At 67.1% G+C, this 17,602-nt stretch carries 14 protein-coding genes and 1 pseudogene; 5 read left to right on the forward strand and 10 right to left on the reverse strand.

Going from position 1 to position 17,602, the window contains the following annotated elements:
* Positions 1–34 precede the first annotated feature (34 nt).
* From RBS12_RS08555 to RBS12_RS08580, 6 genes are all read right to left on the reverse strand, one after another.
* Positions 35–1,552 (reverse strand): alpha-N-arabinofuranosidase, encoded by a 1,518-nt coding sequence (locus tag RBS12_RS08555; protein ID WP_307965635.1) that lies wholly within the window; start codon positions 1,550–1,552, stop codon positions 35–37.
* Positions 1,553–1,562: 10 nt separating this feature from the next.
* Positions 1,563–2,828 carry a family 1 glycosylhydrolase gene (locus RBS12_RS08560; RefSeq protein ID WP_307965636.1) on the reverse strand — a complete coding sequence of 422 codons (1,266 nt, stop codon included), beginning with the start codon at positions 2,826–2,828 and terminating at the stop codon, positions 1,563–1,565.
* The gene (locus RBS12_RS08565; RefSeq protein ID WP_307965637.1) at positions 2,825–3,682 is read right to left on the reverse strand and encodes a carbohydrate ABC transporter permease; all 858 of its coding nucleotides are present in this window, start codon (positions 3,680–3,682) and stop codon (positions 2,825–2,827) included. The genes RBS12_RS08560 and RBS12_RS08565 overlap by 4 nt, the downstream gene beginning before the upstream one ends.
* Positions 3,682–4,623 (reverse strand): sugar ABC transporter permease, encoded by a 942-nt coding sequence (locus RBS12_RS08570; RefSeq protein ID WP_307965638.1) that lies wholly within the window; start codon positions 4,621–4,623, stop codon positions 3,682–3,684. Before RBS12_RS08570 ends, RBS12_RS08565 begins: the two co-directional genes overlap by 1 nt.
* A 56-nt stretch (positions 4,624–4,679) precedes the next feature.
* Entirely contained in the window at positions 4,680–5,939 is a 1,260-nt protein-coding gene (locus RBS12_RS08575) for an ABC transporter substrate-binding protein (RefSeq protein WP_307965639.1), read from the reverse strand.
* A gap of 117 nt (positions 5,940–6,056) precedes the next feature.
* Positions 6,057–7,091, reverse strand: coding sequence for a LacI family DNA-binding transcriptional regulator (locus RBS12_RS08580; RefSeq protein WP_307965640.1), 1,035 nt, complete (start codon positions 7,089–7,091; stop codon positions 6,057–6,059).
* Positions 7,092–7,172: 81 nt separating this feature from the next.
* Here RBS12_RS08580 and RBS12_RS08585 point away from each other — a divergent pair, with 81 nt between their 5' ends.
* The 5 genes from RBS12_RS08585 (at position 7,173) to RBS12_RS08605 (ending at position 13,227) form a co-directional block, all read left to right on the forward strand.
* Positions 7,173–8,180, forward strand: a complete 1,008-nt coding sequence (locus RBS12_RS08585) for a LacI family DNA-binding transcriptional regulator (RefSeq protein WP_307965641.1) — start codon at positions 7,173–7,175, stop codon at positions 8,178–8,180.
* A gap of 85 nt (positions 8,181–8,265) precedes the next feature.
* Entirely contained in the window at positions 8,266–9,918 is a 1,653-nt protein-coding gene (locus RBS12_RS08590) for an FGGY-family carbohydrate kinase (RefSeq protein WP_307965642.1), read from the forward strand.
* On the forward strand, positions 9,915–10,637 hold the full coding sequence (locus tag RBS12_RS08595) for an L-ribulose-5-phosphate 4-epimerase (protein WP_307965643.1): 723 nt from the start codon (positions 9,915–9,917) through the stop codon (positions 10,635–10,637). The genes RBS12_RS08590 and RBS12_RS08595 overlap by 4 nt, the downstream gene beginning before the upstream one ends.
* Before the next feature lie 34 nt (positions 10,638–10,671).
* Positions 10,672–12,219, forward strand: a complete 1,548-nt coding sequence (gene araA / locus RBS12_RS08600; protein ID WP_307965644.1) for an L-arabinose isomerase — start codon at positions 10,672–10,674, stop codon at positions 12,217–12,219.
* 21 nt (positions 12,220–12,240) lie between these two features.
* Positions 12,241–13,227, forward strand: a complete 987-nt coding sequence (locus RBS12_RS08605; protein ID WP_307965645.1) for an aldose 1-epimerase family protein — start codon at positions 12,241–12,243, stop codon at positions 13,225–13,227.
* Here the strand turns inward: RBS12_RS08605 and RBS12_RS08610 are convergent.
* From RBS12_RS08610 to RBS12_RS08625, 4 genes and pseudogenes are all read right to left on the reverse strand, one after another.
* On the reverse strand, positions 13,224–14,408 hold the full coding sequence (locus tag RBS12_RS08610) for a LacI family DNA-binding transcriptional regulator (RefSeq protein WP_307965646.1): 1,185 nt from the start codon (positions 14,406–14,408) through the stop codon (positions 13,224–13,226). The two genes, RBS12_RS08605 and RBS12_RS08610, sit on opposite strands and share 4 nt — an antisense overlap.
* A gap of 29 nt (positions 14,409–14,437) precedes the next feature.
* Positions 14,438–15,526 (reverse strand): Gfo/Idh/MocA family oxidoreductase, encoded by a 1,089-nt coding sequence (locus tag RBS12_RS08615; protein ID WP_307965647.1) that lies wholly within the window; start codon positions 15,524–15,526, stop codon positions 14,438–14,440.
* A gap of 19 nt (positions 15,527–15,545) precedes the next feature.
* Positions 15,546–16,715 carry a Gfo/Idh/MocA family oxidoreductase gene (locus tag RBS12_RS08620; protein WP_307965648.1) on the reverse strand — a complete coding sequence of 390 codons (1,170 nt, stop codon included), beginning with the start codon at positions 16,713–16,715 and terminating at the stop codon, positions 15,546–15,548.
* A gap of 61 nt (positions 16,716–16,776) precedes the next feature.
* Positions 16,777–17,602: pseudogene (locus RBS12_RS08625) on the reverse strand (D-galactonate dehydratase family protein); the annotation flags it as partial.

Consider the following 17,602-nt stretch of genomic DNA (forward strand, 5'->3'; position numbering starts at 1 on the left):
GTGGGCTGTCGCGACGTCGGCTCGTGGCCCGCGCTCAGGGTTCCAGCAGGATCTCGGTCCAGGAGACCGCGGGGAGCGTCACGCGCAGGGTTGCGCCGTCGCGGACGACGGGAAGGGTCCGGAGTACGACTCGTTCCGGGTCGTCGAGGGTGTTGGCGGCATCGAGGTCGGGGTCGCTGAGCACGCGCGCGGACACCGCGAGCCCTTCCGCTTCGTCGGGGAGCGTCGAGAGGTCCACCGTCAGCTCTGTGGGGCCGTCCATACTGCGGTTGACGGCGTAGACCGCGTAGCGGCCGACGGTCGAGTCGTGAGTCGCGACGGCGTCCACAAGGGGGACGTCGCCGAAGCGGCCGGTCCCGTAGGTGTCGCTGACCGTGGCGACGTCGAGGGCGACGCCGCGGGCGTGGGCCGACGTTGCGGCGAAGGGGAAGAACGTCGTCTGCCGCCACGAGGGCCCGCCGGGCTCGGTCATGATCGGCGCGATCACATTTACCAGCTGGGCGAGCGAGGCGCTGGTGACGCGGTCGGCGTGCTTGAGGAGGGTGATGAGGAGGCTGCCGAACACGACCGCATCAGAGACGGTATAGACGTCCTCGAGCAGGCGCGGGGCCTTGGGCCAGTTGCGCACGCCCTGGATTTTGTCGACGTTCTCGAACCGTGTGTTGTACCAGATGTTCCACTCGTCGAAGGAGATGTTGATCGTCTTGGTGCTGCCGCGGACGGCCTTGACCTGGTCGGCCGTCGCGATGACGCTCCGGATGAACCTGTCCATGTCGACGCCGGAGGCGAGGAACGAGCCGAGATCGCCGGTGTTTTCGTAGTAGGCGTGGCAGGAGATGTAGTCCACGACGTCATAGGCGTGGGAGAGCACCACGCGCTCCCACTCGGCGAAGGTCGGCATCGACGAGCTCGAGGAGCCGCAGACGACGAGTTCGAGGTCGGGGTCGAACTGCTTCATGGCGTGCGCCGTTTGGGCGGCGAGCTTGCCATAGTCGTCGGCGGAGCGGTGCCCTAGCTGCCAGGGCCCGTCCATTTCATTGCCCAGGCACCACATTCTGACGTCGAGCGGTTCGGTGCGGCCATTGGCGATGCGCCGCTCGGCGAGGGCGGTGCCCGCATCGAGGTTGGCGTATTCGAGGAGTTCGAGCGCTTCGGCGGTTCCGCGGGTTCCGAGGTTGAGCGCAAGCATCAGCTCGCTGCCTACGCGCTCCAGCCAGTCGTGGAATTCGTGCAGGCCGACCTGGTTGGTCTCGGTGGAGTGCCATGCCAAGTCGAGCCGCGTGGGGCGCTCTGAGGCGGGTCCGACGCTGTCTTCCCATTTGAACCCCGAGACGAAGTTCCCTCCTGGGTAGCGGATGGCTGAGACGCCGAGCTCTTTGACGAGCTCGATGACGTCGGTTCGAAACCCTGCGGCGTCGGCGAGCGGGTGGCCCGGCTCGTAGATCCCGTCGTAGACGGCGCGTCCGAGGTGCTCGATGAACGAGCCGTAGATGCGGGGGTTGATAGCCCCGATGAGGGCTTGGGGTCGGAGTGTGAGGTGTGCAGTGGGCATGCGTCTTCCGTCAGTTGGTCGTTGTTCTGTGCAGGGAGGCGTGGTGCCGGTACCGGTCGGCAACCGGGTTGCGCACCCGCAGGAGTCCGTCGGGGCTCTCGGTCAGGTCATACAGGCCCATGGTGAGCAGGTGATCGGCGCGTGGCCGGCCGCTGTGCCGCCAGGTCCACTCGTACATGTCAAAGAGCGGCCACCACGTGTAGCCGACCAAGGGGGTTCCGTCGGCGCGGATCCGATCGGCAAGCGCCACCGACTCGTCCAACCAGCGGAGCCGCTCGGTCACGGACCCGGTGACGCACGTTTCGGTGATCATGACCGGTGCCCCATAGCGTTCGGAGTAGAGGGCGACGGCGTCTTGGAGCCCACGCGTGCCGCGGTCGACCGCAGGGCGTGGGTCGGCGAATCCGCCGGCATGGCGAACCCCCGGTTCGAACAGTTCGGTGGAATGCCGGGGGTAGTAGTTGACCCCCATCACGTCTGGATGCACGGCATTCGAGCTGAACCATTCGAGCTCGTCGTCGTCGACGGCGGGCATCAGGCGTCGTCGGAGCGGGTGCCGGTCATCCACCATGCCGGTGACGAGGTCCTCGACCAGATGAACCTGGTGCCTGAGCCTCGTTGCCTCTTCCCTGTGCTCGGGGGCCTCGTCGTCGCCGACGAAGCTCATCGCGGCGTCGACGTGGACGAATGCCGCCCGCTGCCCCACGGCGTGCGCGATGGCCTGCTGGCTGCGGACAAACCCTCGGGCGAGGTTGGCGGCGATCTCGGCGAACCCGCCTGCGCCGTGGAGGTACGGGGGCCAGTAGCCGTACTCGCCCGAGAAGAGGGCATGGATCACGGGCTCGTTGACCGGGGTGTAGTCCGTGATGCGGTCGGCGTACCGCGCGGCGAAGCGTTGGGCGAACTCGGCGGCGTGGTGCGGGTAGTCCTTGTTGGAGAACTCGCCCTCGAGCCAGAGGGGCGTGCCGTAGTGGAGAAGGTCGATGATGGGCCTGAGGCCGTTCGCGAGGAGGGCGTCGACGGCGCGGTCGGTCCAGGACCAGTCCCATCGTCCCGGCTCGGGTGCGATCCGGTACCAGGGCACGCCCCAGCGCAGGAGCTCGGCGCCGCACTCGGCGGCCAAGGAGAAGTCCTCGGCGAAACGTTCGTAGTGCTCGGTCAGCTCGTACTCGTCGATCGCCCGCTCGCCCTTCCGGGACTGCGGCACGAAGGTGTCCTCGATCCCGAGGGCGAAGTGCAGGCGCCCGTCCTCGAACCAGCGCGGAGCCGCGGTCACTTCAGCCCCGTCGTCGCGACCGACTCGATGAAGCGGCGCTGCATGATCAGGAACATCACGGCCAGCGGCAGGACCGCGATGAGGGATCCGGCCATCATGGTGCCGTACGGGATGATCCCGCCGGGTCCCGTGAGGAGAGTCAGTCCGGAGGTGATGGTGCCCATGTCCGGGGTCGTGGTGAACACGAGGGGCCAGAGGAGGTCGTTCCAGTTGTTCACGAAAGTGAAGATCGCCAAGGTGAGGAGCGCCGGCACAGCGTTGGGCAGGATGATGCTGCGGAAGACTCGGAATTCGCTCGCACCGTCGATGCGCGCAGCGTTGTCCAGGTCCCGCGGCAGCGAGACGAAGAACTGGCGGAGGAAGAAGATGCCGAAGGCGTCCGCCGCCCGGGGGATGATCAGCCCTGCGAAGGTGTTGACCCAGCCCAGCTGTGCCACGAGCTGGTAGACCGGGATGAGGGTGGCTTGGAAGGGGATCATGAGGCTGGCGACGATGGCCACCAGAATGAACCGATTGCCGCGGAAGTCGAGCCGGGCCAGGGCATAGGCCGCGAGCGAGTCGAAGGCGAGGGCGAACAACGTCACTCCGCCCGCGAACAGGAAGCTGTTGAGGAACAGTCGTCCGAAGGGCAGGTCGGTGAAGATGCGGGTGAAGTTCGCCAGTGTCCAGCCTGTTGGCATGAGGGTCGGCGGAAAGGCATTGATCTCTGCTGTCGGCTTGAATGCGGTGAAGGCGATGATGGCCACCGGCAGAAGCACGATCGCGGTGAGCAACAGCACGGCCGCGGCGAGCAGCCAGCGCGACAGGGTGCGGCCCGACCGGGGGCGTCCGGCAGCTGTGGTGGAGGTGGTCATCAGAGGGTGTCCTTCTCGCGACGTCCGAAGAAGCGGAACTGGATGAGGCTCAGGATGAGGGTGGCGGCGAGCAGCACATAGGACAGCGCGGAGGCCATGCCCAAGTCGAGCTTCTTGAAGCCCTCCTGGTAGAGCTCCATCACGACAGACTGTGTGCTTCGGTAGGGGCCGCCGCCTGTCATCACGTAGATCTGGTCAAAGGCCTGCAGCGCGGCGATCATCGCGAAGATCACCACGAACGCAAGCGTGTTGCTCAGCTGCGGGAGCGTGACGTGGGTGAATCGCCGCCAAGGCCCCGCGCCGTCGATGGTCGCGGCCTCGTAGAGAGACTCGGGGATTTCCTGGAGGCCGGCGATGAAGATCACCATGTAGAAGCCAAAGCTCTTCCAGATGGCCACTGCCACCACAGTCGGCATGGCGAGCACGGGGTCCTGCAGGACGTTGCCGATCTGGATGCCGAGTGCGCGCAGCCAGTAGGTGAGGAGGCCGACTTGCGGGTCGAGCAGGTACGTCCACGCGAACGCTGCGACGGCGAGCGATACGACGAAGGGCAGGAAGAGGGCCGTGCGGAAGAATCCGCGGGCGATCAGCAGCCGGTTGTTCAGCAGGAGCGCGAGGGCCAGCGCCGCCACCAAGGCCGTCGGGGTGAACAGCACCGTGTACAGCGCCGTGTTGCCGAGCGTGGCCAGGATGCGCTGGTCCGTGAAGATCCTCGCGTAGTTGCTGAGGCCTACCCATTCCTCGATCCCGAATCCGGAGGCGTTGGTGAACGAGAGCCGCAGGGCAGAGGCCATCGGCCAGAACACGAAGGCGACGAGGATGACCAGGGCCGGGAGCATGAACAGGAATGCCTTGGCAGCCAGGCCGCGCCGGCGAAGGGGGCGTCCGCCGAGCGGGGCCGGTGCCCGATAGGGGGCTCGCTCACGGGTGGTTGCGGTCATGTTGGGTGTTCCTTCTGTGAGAGGTGGCCGCCGCCCAGGCGGCGGCCACCTCTGACTTACTTGCCGAGGGCCTGCTGGACGGACTGCGAGGCGGTCTTGAGCAGGGCGGCCGGATCCCCTCCGCTGAGGGCCTTCTGCGTCGCCTCGTCTACCGCGGTCAGCACATCGGTGCTGTCGGCGACGCCGGGGAGCAGGGGACGCGCGGTGCCGACGATGTCCGTGAGGGAGGCCACGACGGGGTTCGAGGAGACGGCCGACGACGGTACGTCAGTCCGCAGGGCGGGCCAGCCGGAGCCGAGCGACCACTTGGTCGCATTGTCCTTCGAGAAGAAGTAGTCGAAGAACTTCTCCGCCGCCGCCTTCTTCGCCGCATCGGCCTGGGAGGTCACAGCCGCCGAGATCCCGATGGCCGAGGCGGCCGGGCCCTTCGGCCCCGCCGGGATGGCCGCGATGCCGTAGTCGATGTTGTTCTCTTTCGCCACGCTGGCCATCCACGGACCGCCGATCTCCATGGCCGCCTTGCCGGAGGAGAACAGCTTGTCCGAGGCGATCCCGTCGAGGCCGGTGGGCGAGATCTTGCCGTCGTGCACCGCCTTGGCCCAGTAGGCGAGAGTCTGCTGGTTGGCCTGAGAGTCGAGCACCGACTTGTTCCCGTCGACGATCGCGCCGCCGTTGCCGTAGAACAGGCTGGCCCAGACCCCGTTGCCCACGGTCGCGTGATCGGGAAGCGCGAGCCCGTACTGCTGGGGCGTCCCGCTGTCCGCACCGACGGTCAGCTTCTTCGCGTCCGCGACCCACTCATCCCACGTCGTGGGGAAGGCTGCGATTCCGGCCTTCTGGAACAGAGTCTTGTTGTAGACCACCGACAGCGGCACGAAGCCGGTGGGCACGCCGTAGTAGTCGCCGCCGATCTTCTCCATCTCCACCGCGCGCGGGTTGAGCGACGCGTTCTGGGCAGAGGACGAGTAGTAATCGTCGAGCTTCTGCAGCGCTCCCTTTGACGCGTACACGGGGAGGTTCTCGGCCGGAAGCGCCACGATGTCGGGCCCGTTCTTCGCGGAAAGGGACGTGAGCAGGGTGTCGCCGATCACCGCCCACGGCTTCGTCGTCGTCGTGATCTTGATCTTGTCCTGGGACTTGTTGAAGTCGGCCACGATCTGGTCGAGGACCTTGCCATCTGCCTCGGTGTATCCGTGCCAGAAGGTGAGGGTGACGGGGCCGGACGTATCGGCTGCCGTTGAGGAGTTCGAGCAGCCCGTCAGTGCCAGGGCCGTGCCCACGGCCGACACCGCGAGCGTTGCAAGGAGTTTCTTCATTGAATGCCTCTCTGGGGTCGATCGGGACACCGACCGGAGCGAATCTTTACAACGATAGAAATACAACGTTGTAAATTGGAGTATAGAGACCCCGATCACATGCGTCAACGGAGAATCTCAGGCGACGGCGCTGCGGACCGCGGCAGGCGCGGACTCCCGCGCCACGAGCGTCGCCGGGACTTCGAAGGCGCGCGGACTGGGATCGTCTTCCTTGCCGCGCCAGGCGATCCTCTCGAGGAGGGCATCGACGGCGATCTGGGCGATCTTGGCCCTATTGGGGTCGACGGTCGCGAGGCTCGGCATGGCGAACTGCGCCTCCGTGACATTGTCGAAGCCGACGACCGCCACGTCCTCGGGGACGCGCCTGCCCGAGTGGAACAGCGTGCGCAGTGCGCCGAGGCCCAGCTCATCGTTGAGGGCGAAAACGGCATCGAACTGAACGTTGCGCCCGATGAGCTCCTGCATGGCCTCGGCCCCGTCTGTTCGATGCCAGCCTTCCCGGTACACGACCAGGCTCGGGTCGAAGGGGACACCTGCCTGCTCCAATGCACTCCGGTATCCGCCGAGCCGGAGGGCCGCCGAACCGATCTTCTCGCCCTCGTGTGCGCCGAGTACTGCAATCCGCCTTCGTCCGGAAGCCAAGAGGTGCCGCACTGCCAGCGCCGCTCCTTCGACGTTCTGGATGGCGACGTGGTCGGTTGGGCCGTTGAAGATTCGCTCCCCGAGAAGGACGAGCGGATAGTCCACCTCGAGCTCCCGCACATCGTCGCCAGACAGCCCCAAGGGCGAGAACAGCAGGCCGTCCATCATGGAAATGCGTGATCCGTGAAGCAGCTCGATCTCGGCCGATCGCTCACCGCCGGTCTGCTCGATGAGGACCACGTATTCTCGCCGTCGAGCGGCATCGAGGACGGCGCCCGCAAGCTCCGCGAAGTAGCTGAACCTCAGCTCCGGCACGGCGAGTCCGATCACACCGGTTTTCCCAGCTCGCAGGTTTCTGGCTACGAGGTTCGGCTGGTAGCCGAGCTCGGCGATAGCGGCGTTCACCTTCTCGCGGGTGCTCGGGCGGACGAACTCGAAACCGTTGACAACGTTAGAAACGGTCTTGACGGACACCCCCGCCAAGGCCGCGACATCGCGCAGCGTGGCCACTGTAACCTCCTAGCCTTGAAGCACATGGTACCCACAGGACACGAGCCTTCTTGGTTGGGAGGGGGAATTAGAGTGGTGGCCATGGCTGAATCGGCATCCTCTGCGCGCCTTCCTGGGGTCCGGGAGGTCGCGGCGGCAGCAGGTGTCTCGCGGCAGACGGTCTCGCGGGTGCTGAACGACTCGCCGAGCATCCGACCCGAGACCCGCGAGCGGGTATTGGCGGCGATGGCTGAGCTTGAGTTCCGCCCGAACCGGGCCGCGCGCATGCTCACGACGGCGCGTTCGAGGACCATCGGGGTCCTCGCGTCGTCGGCGTCGGCGCTGTATGGGCCGGCCTCGAGCTTGGACGCGGTGGAGAACGCCGCGCGGGATTCCGGCTACTTTGTGACCGTCGCGCATGCGTTCACCGCCGAGAAGGAGGAGATTCTCGCAGCCCTCGACCACCTCATGGACCAATCCGTCGACGGGATTGTGGTGATCGCGCCGCAGCAGCGTGTGCAGGATGCCATGTTGTCGGTGCACTTCGCCGTGCCCGCTGTCGAGCTGCACGGCGCCGGCACGGGCGAGGAGGCTGGCCTCGTCGTGGACCAGGTTGAGGGGGCGCGGCTCGCGGTCCGGCACCTTATGGGCCGGGGCCACGCTCGGATCCTGCACGTGTGCGGGCCGCTGGATTGGGCCGAGGCGCGGGCCCGTCGCGCGGGGTTCCTCCTCGAGTGCGAGGTCGCCGGAGCCGGGGCGATCGTCTCGCGCGCGGGCGACTGGACGGCGGCCTCGGGCGCCGAGATCGCTGCCGAGTTCCTCGCAGACCGGACTATTACGGCGGTCTTCTCCTCGAATGACCAGATGGCGTTGGGGGTGCTGCACGCCGCACGACGCGCGGGCCGCAGCGTTCCGGGGGACCTCGCCGTCGTCGGCTTTGATGACATTCCCGAGGCCGCGTTCTTCGCGCCGCCGCTGACGACGGTGCGGCAGGACTTCGCCGAGCTCGGCCGCCGCACCGTCGCCCGCCTCGTGGCAATGGTCGAGGGTCGCGAGCTCGCGTTCGCCGAGCCGGTTCCGCCGGCGCTGATCGTGCGCGAGTCCGCCTGACCCTTGCCACCTGTGATGGTTGCGGCATACATTGGGGCAACGATGTGACCGGTCACATCGAGCCAACCACGTGAGGAACATCGACATGACGCCAGAGCCGGCGCCCGCCCGCAGCGCGATCCTGGAAGCCCGCACAGCGCTGGGTATCGAGTTGGGGTCGACGCGCATCAAGGCGTGCCTCGTCGACGTCGACGATCCCTCCCTCGTGCTGGCAGTGGGCAGCCACGAGTGGGAGAACGAGTTCGGCGAGGGGGTCTGGACGTATTCGCTGGAGTCGGTCTGGTCCGGCCTGCAAGCTGCCTACGCGGGCCTTGTCAGGGACGCCGAGCGCCGCCACGGGGTGCGCCCGGAGGCCTTCGGCGCGATCGGGGTCTCGGCCATGATGCATGGCTATCTCGCGTTCGATGCCGACGGCGGGCTGCTCGTCCCGTTCCGCACGTGGCGGAACACCAGCACCGGGCCGGCCGCCTCCGAGCTCACCGGGCTGTTCGGGGTGAATATCCCGTTGCGCTGGTCGATCGCGCATCTGCACCAGTCTGTGATCGACGCCGAGCCGCACGTGGCCCGCGTCCGCTTCTGCACGACGCTGGCCGGCTACGTCCACTGGCGCCTCACGGGCCGGAAGGTCCTGGGCGTCGGGGACGCCTCGGGAATGTTCCCGATCGATCCGGACACCAAGTCCTACGACGCCGAGCTGGTCGCCCGTTACGACGAGGTGAGCGCTGGGCGGGTGCCCAAGCTGCTGGACCTGCTCCCCGAGGTGCTCGGCGCGGGACAGCCGGCTGGCGAGCTCACCCCCGAGGGCGCGCTCCTGCTGGACCCGACGGGCGCGCTCCGCTCGGGTGTCTCGCTGTGCCCGCCGGAGGGCGACGCCGGAACCGGCATGGTCGCGACCAACTCGGTCGCGCCCCGCACGGGAAACGTCTCCGCCGGAACGAGCATCTTCGCGATGGTCGTGCTCGAGCGCCCGCTCGCCGCCGTCCACCACGAGCTGGACGTGGTCACGACCCCGGCGGGGGATCCGGTGGCCATGGTTCACTGCAACAACGGCGCGAGCGAGCTCGCGGCCTGGGCCGGGCTCTTCCACCGCTTCGCGGCCATCGCCGGCTCGCCCGTGGACGCCGATGCGGTCTACACCTTGCTGTTCTCCGAGGCGCTCGACGGCGAGCCCGACGCCGGAGGACTCCTTGCCTACAACTACCTGGCCGGCGAGCCGATCACGGGCCTCGAGCGCGGCCGCCCCCTCGTGGTGAGGACGCCGGACAGCCGCCTGACCCTGGCCAACTTCGTCCGTGCACAGCTCTACGGCGTCGTCGGAACCCTCGCCCTGGGGATGCGGGTGCTCGCGGACGAGGGGGTCGGCCTTGACCGGATGTACGCGCACGGGGGCCTGTTCCGCACCGCCGGGGTCGCGCAGCGGCTCCTCGCCGGCGCGCTGGACGCGCCCGTGTCGGTTGCCGAGACCGCCTCGGAGGGTGGCGCGTGGGGGATCGCGGTGCTCGCCGCCTACCTCACGGCCGCCCAGGCAGCAGGCGGCGGGGGCTCCGGCCTTGGCGCCTGGCTGTCCCGGCGCGTGTTCGGCGCCTTTGCCGTCGAGACGGCAGACCCGAACGACGACGACGTCGCGGGCTTCGCGTCGTACCTCGAGCAGTACCGTGCGGGCCTGGCGGTCGAGCGGGCCGCCGCCGAGGCCATCGACCTGAAACGCGCAGTTGCCCTGAAGGGAGCCACGTCATGACCAGGACCACGCTCGAGGCCGAGATCGCGAGGCTGCGCGAGGAGGTCTGCGCGCTGCACGCGGAGCTGACCCGATACGAGCTCGTCGTCTGGACGGCCGGGAACGTTTCGGCCCGCGTCCCCGGGCACGACCTCATGGTCATCAAGCCCTCCGGGGTCTCGTACCAGGACCTCGCCCCCGAGCTCATGGTCGTGACGGACCTTCATGGCGTCCCCGTGGATTCGCTCCCTGGGGATCCTATCTCGGGCGAAAACAGAGGGGAGTGGGGCAACCCGGGGCTCTCGCCGTCGTCGGACACTGCCGCGCACGCCTACGTGTACCGGCACATGCCAGAGGTCGGGGGAGTCGTGCACACCCACTCGACGTACGCGACCGCGTGGGCCGCGCGGGGCGAGCCGATCCCGTGCGTGCTGACCATGATGGGCGACGAGTTCGGCGGGGAGATCCCGATCGGGCCTTTCGCGCTCATCGGCGACGACTCGATCGGGCGCGGCATCGTCGAGACGCTGCGGAACTCGGCGTCCCCCGCGGTGCTCATGCAGAGCCACGGCCCGTTCACGATCGGCCCGACGCCGCGGGACGCCGTCAAGGCAGCCGCGATGTGCGAGGAAGTAGCACGCACGGTCCACATCGCCCGCCAGCTCGGCGAGCCCCTGCCCATCGCGCCCGAGCATATCGCCTCGCTCCACGACCGCTACCAGAACGTCTACGGCCGCTGAAGCGCCTTTCCGACTTTCCACTCAGGAGACCCCCATGACCGCAGAACTCACCCGCACCCAGCCCACCCGCCCCGGTGCTCCCTCGCTCGGCGCCTACGAGGTCTGGTTCCTCACCGGAAGCCAGCACCTCTACGGGCCCGAGACCCTCGCCCAGGTCGCCGAGCAGTCCCGCCGCATCGCCGAGGAGCTCACCGCCGCCGAGGGCTTCCCGGTGCGCCTCGTGTGGAAGCCCGTGCTGACCGACCCGGACGCGATCCGCCGGATGGCGCTCGAGGCCAACGCCGACGATCGCGTGATCGGGCTCGTCGCCTGGATGCACACGTTCTCGCCGGCGAAGATGTGGATCGCGGGCCTGTCCGCCCTGGACAAGCCGCTCCTGCACTTCCACACCCAGGCCAACGTCGAGCTGCCGTGGGGGGAGATCGACTTCGACTTCATGAACCTCAACCAGGCCGCGCACGGCGACCGCGAGTTCGGCTACATCCAGTCCCGCCTCGGCGTGCCGCGGAAGACCGTCGTCGGCCACGTCTCCGACCCCCGGGTGACCGATCGCATCGGCACCTGGGCCCGGGCCGCCGCCGGCTGGGCCGCGACCCGCACCCTCAAGCTCGCCAGGTTCGGGGACAACATGCGCTACGTCGCGGTCACCGAGGGGGACAAGACCGAGGCCGAGCTGCGCCTCGGCGTCCAGGTCAATACGTGGAGCGTCAACGAGCTCGCCGCAGCGGTCGACGCCGCGGACCCGGCCGACGTCGATGCCCTCACCGCCGAATATGAGGACATCTACGACGTCGCGCCCGAGCTGCGCCGCGGCGGTGACCGTCACCAATCGCTGCGAGACGGCGCCGCGATCGAGCTCGGCCTGCGCTCGTTCCTCGAGGCCGGCGGGTTCGGGGCCTTCACGACGAGCTTCGAGGACCTCGGCTCGCTCAAGCAGCTCCCGGGCCTGGCCGTGCAGCGGCTCATGGCCGAGGGCTACGGCTTCGGCGCCGAGGGCGACTGGAAGACCGCCATCCTCGTCCGCGCGGCCAGCGTCATGGGCGCTGGGCTTCCGGGCGGTGCGTCCCTCATGGAGGACTACACCTACGACCTCACCCCCGGCGACGAGCGGATCCTCGGAGCCCACATGCTCGAGGTCAGCCCCTCGCTCACGACCGCGCGCCCGTCCCTCGAGGTCCACCCGCTCGGCATCGGCGGCAAGGACGACCCCGTCCGGCTCGTCTTCACCGCCGACCCAGGCCCCGCCGTCGTCGTCGCCCTCTCCGATCTGCGCGACCGCTTCCGGCTCGTCGCCAACGCGGTCGAGGTCGTCGAGCCGACTGCGCCGCTGCCCAAGCTCCCCGTGGGCCGCGCCGTGTGGAAGCCCGCCCCAGACTTCCACACCTCCGCGACGGCGTGGCTCGAGGCCGGCGCCGCCCACCACACCGTGATGAGCACCGCCCTCGGCATCGAGGCCTTCGAGGACTACGCCCGCATGGCTCGCACCGAACTCCTCGTCATCGACCAGGACACCACCGCGCGCGGCTTCGCCCGTGAGCTCGAGTGGAACGCCGCCTACTACCGTCTCGCGCGGGGCCTCTGAGCGATGGCGCCAACGACAGCCATGGATGCAAGCTACGCGTCCCTCCCGTCCGATTCGGCAGGTTTGGCCCGCGCCACGGCCGCAGGACTGCATCAGCTGCACGCCGGAGACTACGCCGCGGTCGTCACGACACAGGGAGCCGCACTGAGGAGCCTGACCTACCAGGGCCGCGACCTTGTTGTCCCCTCCCCAGCAGGGCAGCCGATCCCGGACTACCGAGGAGTGATTGCCGCGCCCTGGCCAAACCGCGTCGCTGACGGTCTCTACAGTTTCGACGGCGAGAAACTCCGTCTCGGCGTCAACGAACCCGAACGCGGTTGCGCTCTGCACGGATTGGTGTTCGACCGCGAATGGTCCTTCTCCGCCGCTGGGAAGAACTCTGTGACCCTCTCGCTCGAACTCGATCCAAGCAGAGGCTACCCATTTGCCCTCCACCTCGAGGCTTCATACATCCTCGATGCTGACTGCGGCCTGCAATGGGAGGTGCGCGCGCGGAATACGGGGAACCGTGCAGCCCCCTACGGAGTCTGCCCGCACCCCTATCTCGTCGCGGGCGAGGCGCCGCTGGACGACTGGGAGCTCGAGGTCCCCGCGAGCCGGTTCCTGGAGGTCACCCCGGACAGGCTCCTGCCGGTCCGGGAGCGGCATGTCGGGGGCGACTCCTTCGACTTCCGCTCCGCCCGCCCGATTGGACGGCTCGAAATCGACCACGCGTTCACCGGCCTCGGCTTCGACACGGACGGCACTGCCCGGGTCACGATCAGAGACCGGGCAAACGGCTCCGGGGTGGTGATGACGTGGGACGCTGCGTGCTGCTGGTTGCAGATTCACACCGCCGACAAGGCGGCCCCGGCCCCCAGCCGGGTCGGCCTGGCCGTCGAGCCCATGACCTGCCCGCCCGACGCCTTCAACAGCGGGACCGATCTCATCGTCTTGGCGCCAGGAGAAGAGCACACCGCTCGATGGCGGATCAACGCCCTGGCTGGGGCCCCGGATCCCACGTATTAGCTTGCGTGGGTCGGGGCTTCAGCTGTTGACTCCCTGAAGATCAGCCGCATCGGGGTGAACTCGTATCCCTGGGGGCCACTAGGCTCATTTCGTATGCGGGAGATCAATTCCCTCATGCTGTTCCGCCCGGAGGCTTCGAGGTCCATGCTCACCGTGGAGAGCGAGGGGATGAAGTATTTGCCTTCCTCCAGGTTGTCCCATCCGAATACGCTAATGTCTTCGGGCACACTCTTGCCGCGTTCGTGCAAAGCGCGTATGACCCCTAAGGCCATGTGGTCGTTCGCAGCGAATACAGCGGTGACGGGTCCGTCAGCGAGGGGGATTTCGAGTCCGGCCCGGTAGCCGGAGAGCATGGACCAGTCGCCAATTGCGGAGCCGGCCGAATGGAGACCGAGCCGGGCGATAGTCGTCTCGTAGGTCTTGGTTCTGTTTACCGCTGATGTCCAGAGCTCTGGACCTGCCACGTGGTAGAAGGAGCGATGGCCGAGGGAGGCCAGATGCTCGATCATCTCTGCGGCTGGGGTCGCGTCCGCAAGGGAACCGCGCGCGTGCATCTTCTCGTCGTAGCTGCCGGCGACGACGAGTGGGATGTCGGGGTGCTTCGAGATGATCTCCTCTTCCAAGGGACCGAGGGGGATCAGTGAGTAGATGCCGGCCAGCCGCTCGGCAGACACGAGAGTGACAAGGCGGTCCCAAGACTTGGAGGTGCTTATGCCGATGTGGACAACGTCAGCCACATATCCTGTTTCATCGGCTGTGCTGACCGCGCTTTTGAGTATTCGCGATGCAGCAAAATGAAGGTCCTCGGGGGCCACGACGATGATTCGATAGGACTGCTTGCTCCGCAGTGCGCGGGCTGCAAGGTTGGGTGTGTAGTCGAGACGTGCCATAGCGTCTTCGACTTTGGCTACGGTCTGCGGCTTCAGGCCCCCGTTCCCCTTGAGATATCGAGAGACGGTCTGGTGGGATACACCGGCGAGCCGCGCTACTTGATAGATCGTGGATGGCCTGGGCGCCCGTGCGGGAATGGGGCTGCTACTCAACTTGCTGGCCCTCCGTGGCCTCTTTCGGCAATTGACTCGCTGGCTATGTGCTGCTCGCGAAGTGGACTCTGAAACAGTATCGTCCCTTGCCTTCTCCTGACCCAACCATGCTGCGCCCGCGATTCCCGGGCGCGGCATGGTTGGCCGACTGCACCGACATCAGTCGGTCATCGAATCGCGGGACTCACGTCGCGCGCGGCAAGCTGAGCCTTGACGCTGAGTTCGGCCGCCTTGAGCGCGTGCTCTTGAATCATGGCGGTCTCGGTGCGGTCCAGGCAGTCGCGGATGAGAGCCCCGAAGAACGGGTAGCCCACTCGGCCCGTCGCCTCGATATGCTGCTCGCCGTCGTCGTTCACCAGGAAGACATGGCCGCCTCCCTCGCCGGTCGCAATGTTCACGTACTTTCGCAATTCGATGTAGCCCTCGGTGCCGAGAATGATCGTGCGTCCGTCGCCCCAGGTGCTCAGTCCCGATGGCGTGAACCAGTCAACACGGACGAAACCCGTTGCGCCGTTGTCCATCACGATGTGGGCGTCGCCGAAGTCCTCGAACATGGGGTGGTCTCGGTGGGCGTGGTTGGCGACGGAGGCGCTGACCACTTCAGCGTTCCGGGCACCCGCGAAGTAGAGCATTTGCTCGAAGTTGTGGCTGCCAATATCGCAGAGGATTCCGCCGAACTTGTCCCGCTCGAAGAACCAGTTGGGACGTGTCTCCAGATCGCCAATGCGGTGGGGGCCAAGGCAAGTGACTTGGAGGACCTTGCCGATCGCGCCTTGCTCAATCAACTGGCCGGCGAGCACGGCGGCCTCCACATGGATGCGCTCTGAGTAGTACACGGCGTACTTGAGCCCAGTGCGAGCGGTCGCCTCCCTGACGGCATCCAACTGCTCGAGCGTTGTCAGAGGTGCCTTGTCCGTGAAGTAGTCCTTGCCGGCAGCGATGACCCGCAGTCCGAGGTCTGCACGCTCCGACGGCACCGCCGCACCGGCAACCAACCGAACGTCGGGGTCGGCGAGGATCTCTGCGTCGCTGCTGGCAACCTGAGCCTGGGGGAACCGCGTTCGGAACGCTTCGACCTTAGCCGGATCGCGGTCATAGACCCACTTGAGGGTGGCGCCGGCCCCGATCAGCCCCTCGCTCATTGCGTAGATATGGCCATGGTCGAGATACGCGGCGGCGAACACAAATTCGCCGGGGCCGACAACGGGCTGCGGCATAGGAACGGGGGCGTAGGTGGCGCCTTCCGATGCGGGCATCAGGTGTCCTTTCAAAGGGTCAGTCGTTGGAAATGCTCGTTGAGGCGCCCACGATGATGTCGCCGGACTGCTCGGTGATGGATGTCCGTTTCTCATAGAAGTGCGGGGCTCGGTGGGGGAGCATTCCGGATCGGTAGTAAGGGTCATCTGGGGTGAGCGGCAGATCGACGACCTCGCGCTCGATGCCGGCCTTGTAGATGGCTGTTACGAGTTCGACGGCGTTGCGGCCGTCGTCGCCGTCGATCGTCGGTTCGCGCTGGTCGCGGATCGCTGCGATGACGTCGCCGATCTGGCCGGCGTGCCCTTGATGGGGCAGCGGAACGTGTGCTTCGGCGAGGGCGTTCAGCTCACTTACCAGTGCAGTGTTGCCCCCGGCAACCGGGAAGCCGTTGGGTCGAGAAAGTTCTGCCGCCACGCGCCATGGTTGCGAGATCTTGGCGAACTCACCCTGGATGACGATCTCCTGTTCCTCGCCGTGATGCACGACCGAGCTTGTGAGCTGGGCGAGTCCGCGGCCGTAGCGCAGGACGGCAACCGAGAGGTCTTCGACCTCGGCGTTCTCGTGTTGGGCGTTGGCGAGCATGGCCGTTACCTGCGACGGCCGCCCCATGAGCCAGAGTGTGAGGTCGATGTGGTGGATCGCGTGGTTGAGTGTGCAGCCGCCACCTTCTGACTCCCATGTGCCGCGCCACCACAGGTCGTAGTAGGTCAGCCCCCGCCACCATGCCGAGTCAACTCGGAGATGCGAGACCGAGCCGATCAAGCCTGAGTCGACAGCCTCCTTGAGGGTGGCCATGTCATCGCGGAATCGGTTCTGAGCGACCACAGAGAGGACCTTGCCCGATTCGCGGTGAGCGGCAATCATGGCATCGCATTCTTCCAGCGAGGGAGCCATGGGCTTTTCGACGATCACGTTTACCCCGCCGCGCAGGAAGGCGACGGTGAGGGAGGCATGGCTGGAAGGCGGCGTGGTGATGCTCACCAGGTCCAGCCGTTCGTCCGCGAGCATTTGGTGTGGGTCTTCGTATGCCTTGGCGCCTCGCGTCTTGTGCAATTTCAGCTTGGAGGCGGCCTTCCCGGGCACGATATCCGCCATGGCGACGATCTCGCACTCTTCGGGAAAGGCCAGATAGGCCTGGATGTGGGCGTCGGAGATCCCTCCGGCGCCGATGATTCCTACTCTGAGCATCTGCTGTTCCTCTGCATTGGTTGGTTGGTGCGTGCGTCGCTCAGGTCACCAGTCGTGGCCGTCACCAGTCGTGGACGGTGCCGTCGATGAGGCGGTTGTATGGGAGGTAGGCCTGCTGGTACGGGTACGAGTTCGCGGCCTCCTCGTTGAACTCGACGCCGAGGCCGGGCTTGTCCCCGGGGTGGAGGTAGCCGTCGGTGAAGGTCATGGACTGCTCGAACACGGTGTGTTCGTCGCGTCCGAGTGCTGCATGTACTCCTGGATCCCGTAGTTGTGGATCGCCAGGCCCACGTGCAGCTGGGCGGCGAAGCCGACCGGGGAGATGTCCGTGGGCCCGTGGAAGCCGGACTTGACCTGGTACTGGGCCGCGTAGTCCATGACCTTCTTCAGCGGGGAGATGCCGCCGAAGTGGGTCGAGGCCGCGCGGACGTAGTCGATGAGCTGTTCCTTGATGAGCGACTGGAAGTCGTACACCGTGTTGAAGACCTCCCCGATCGCCAGCGGGGTCGTGGTGTGGCTGCGGACCAGGCGCAGGGCCTCCTGGTTCTCCGCCGGGGTGCAGTCCTCGAGCCAGAACAGGTCGTAGGGCTCGAGGGCCTTGCCGAGCTTGGCGGCCTGGATCGGGGTCATGCGGTGGTGGCCGTCGTGCAGGAGCGGGATCTCGGGGCCGAACTCGTTGCGCACGGCCTCGAACACGGTGGGCAGGTGGCGCAGGTACGCGCGCGTGTCCCAGTCCTCCTCGAGCGGGTAGGCCCCGCGCCCGGCCGGCTCGTAGTCGTACCGCTCGCCCGAGGCCTGGGCCTGGGCCGCGACGCCGTAGACGGCCTTGATCCCCGGGACCGCGGTCTGGACGCGGATGGACTTGTAGCCGAGCTCGAGGTGGTGCC

Origin of the sequence: Sinomonas sp. ASV322 (assembly GCF_030908245.1) — a bacterium.
Classification (GTDB): domain Bacteria; phylum Actinomycetota; class Actinomycetes; order Actinomycetales; family Micrococcaceae; genus Sinomonas.

Coding starts and splice junctions, on each gene's coding strand:
- RBS12_RS08555 (WP_307965635.1), bottom strand. CDS start 1,552: ATGCCCACTGCACACCTCACACTCCGACCCCAAGCCCTCATCGGGGCT.
- RBS12_RS08565 (WP_307965637.1), bottom strand. CDS start 3,682: ATGACCACCTCCACCACAGCTGCCGGACGCCCCCGGTCGGGCCGCACC.
- RBS12_RS08570 (WP_307965638.1), bottom strand. CDS start 4,623: ATGACCGCAACCACCCGTGAGCGAGCCCCCTATCGGGCACCGGCCCCG.
- RBS12_RS08575 (WP_307965639.1), bottom strand. CDS start 5,939: ATGAAGAAACTCCTTGCAACGCTCGCGGTGTCGGCCGTGGGCACGGCC.
- RBS12_RS08585 (WP_307965641.1), top strand. CDS start 7,173: ATGGCTGAATCGGCATCCTCTGCGCGCCTTCCTGGGGTCCGGGAGGTC.
- RBS12_RS08590 (WP_307965642.1), top strand. CDS start 8,266: ATGACGCCAGAGCCGGCGCCCGCCCGCAGCGCGATCCTGGAAGCCCGC.
- RBS12_RS08595 (WP_307965643.1), top strand. CDS start 9,915: ATGACCAGGACCACGCTCGAGGCCGAGATCGCGAGGCTGCGCGAGGAG.
- araA (WP_307965644.1), top strand. CDS start 10,672: ATGACCGCAGAACTCACCCGCACCCAGCCCACCCGCCCCGGTGCTCCC.
- RBS12_RS08605 (WP_307965645.1), top strand. CDS start 12,241: ATGGATGCAAGCTACGCGTCCCTCCCGTCCGATTCGGCAGGTTTGGCC.
- RBS12_RS08610 (WP_307965646.1), bottom strand. CDS start 14,408: ATGCCGCGCCCGGGAATCGCGGGCGCAGCATGGTTGGGTCAGGAGAAG.
- RBS12_RS08615 (WP_307965647.1), bottom strand. CDS start 15,526: ATGCCCGCATCGGAAGGCGCCACCTACGCCCCCGTTCCTATGCCGCAG.
- RBS12_RS08620 (WP_307965648.1), bottom strand. CDS start 16,715: ATGCTCAGAGTAGGAATCATCGGCGCCGGAGGGATCTCCGACGCCCAC.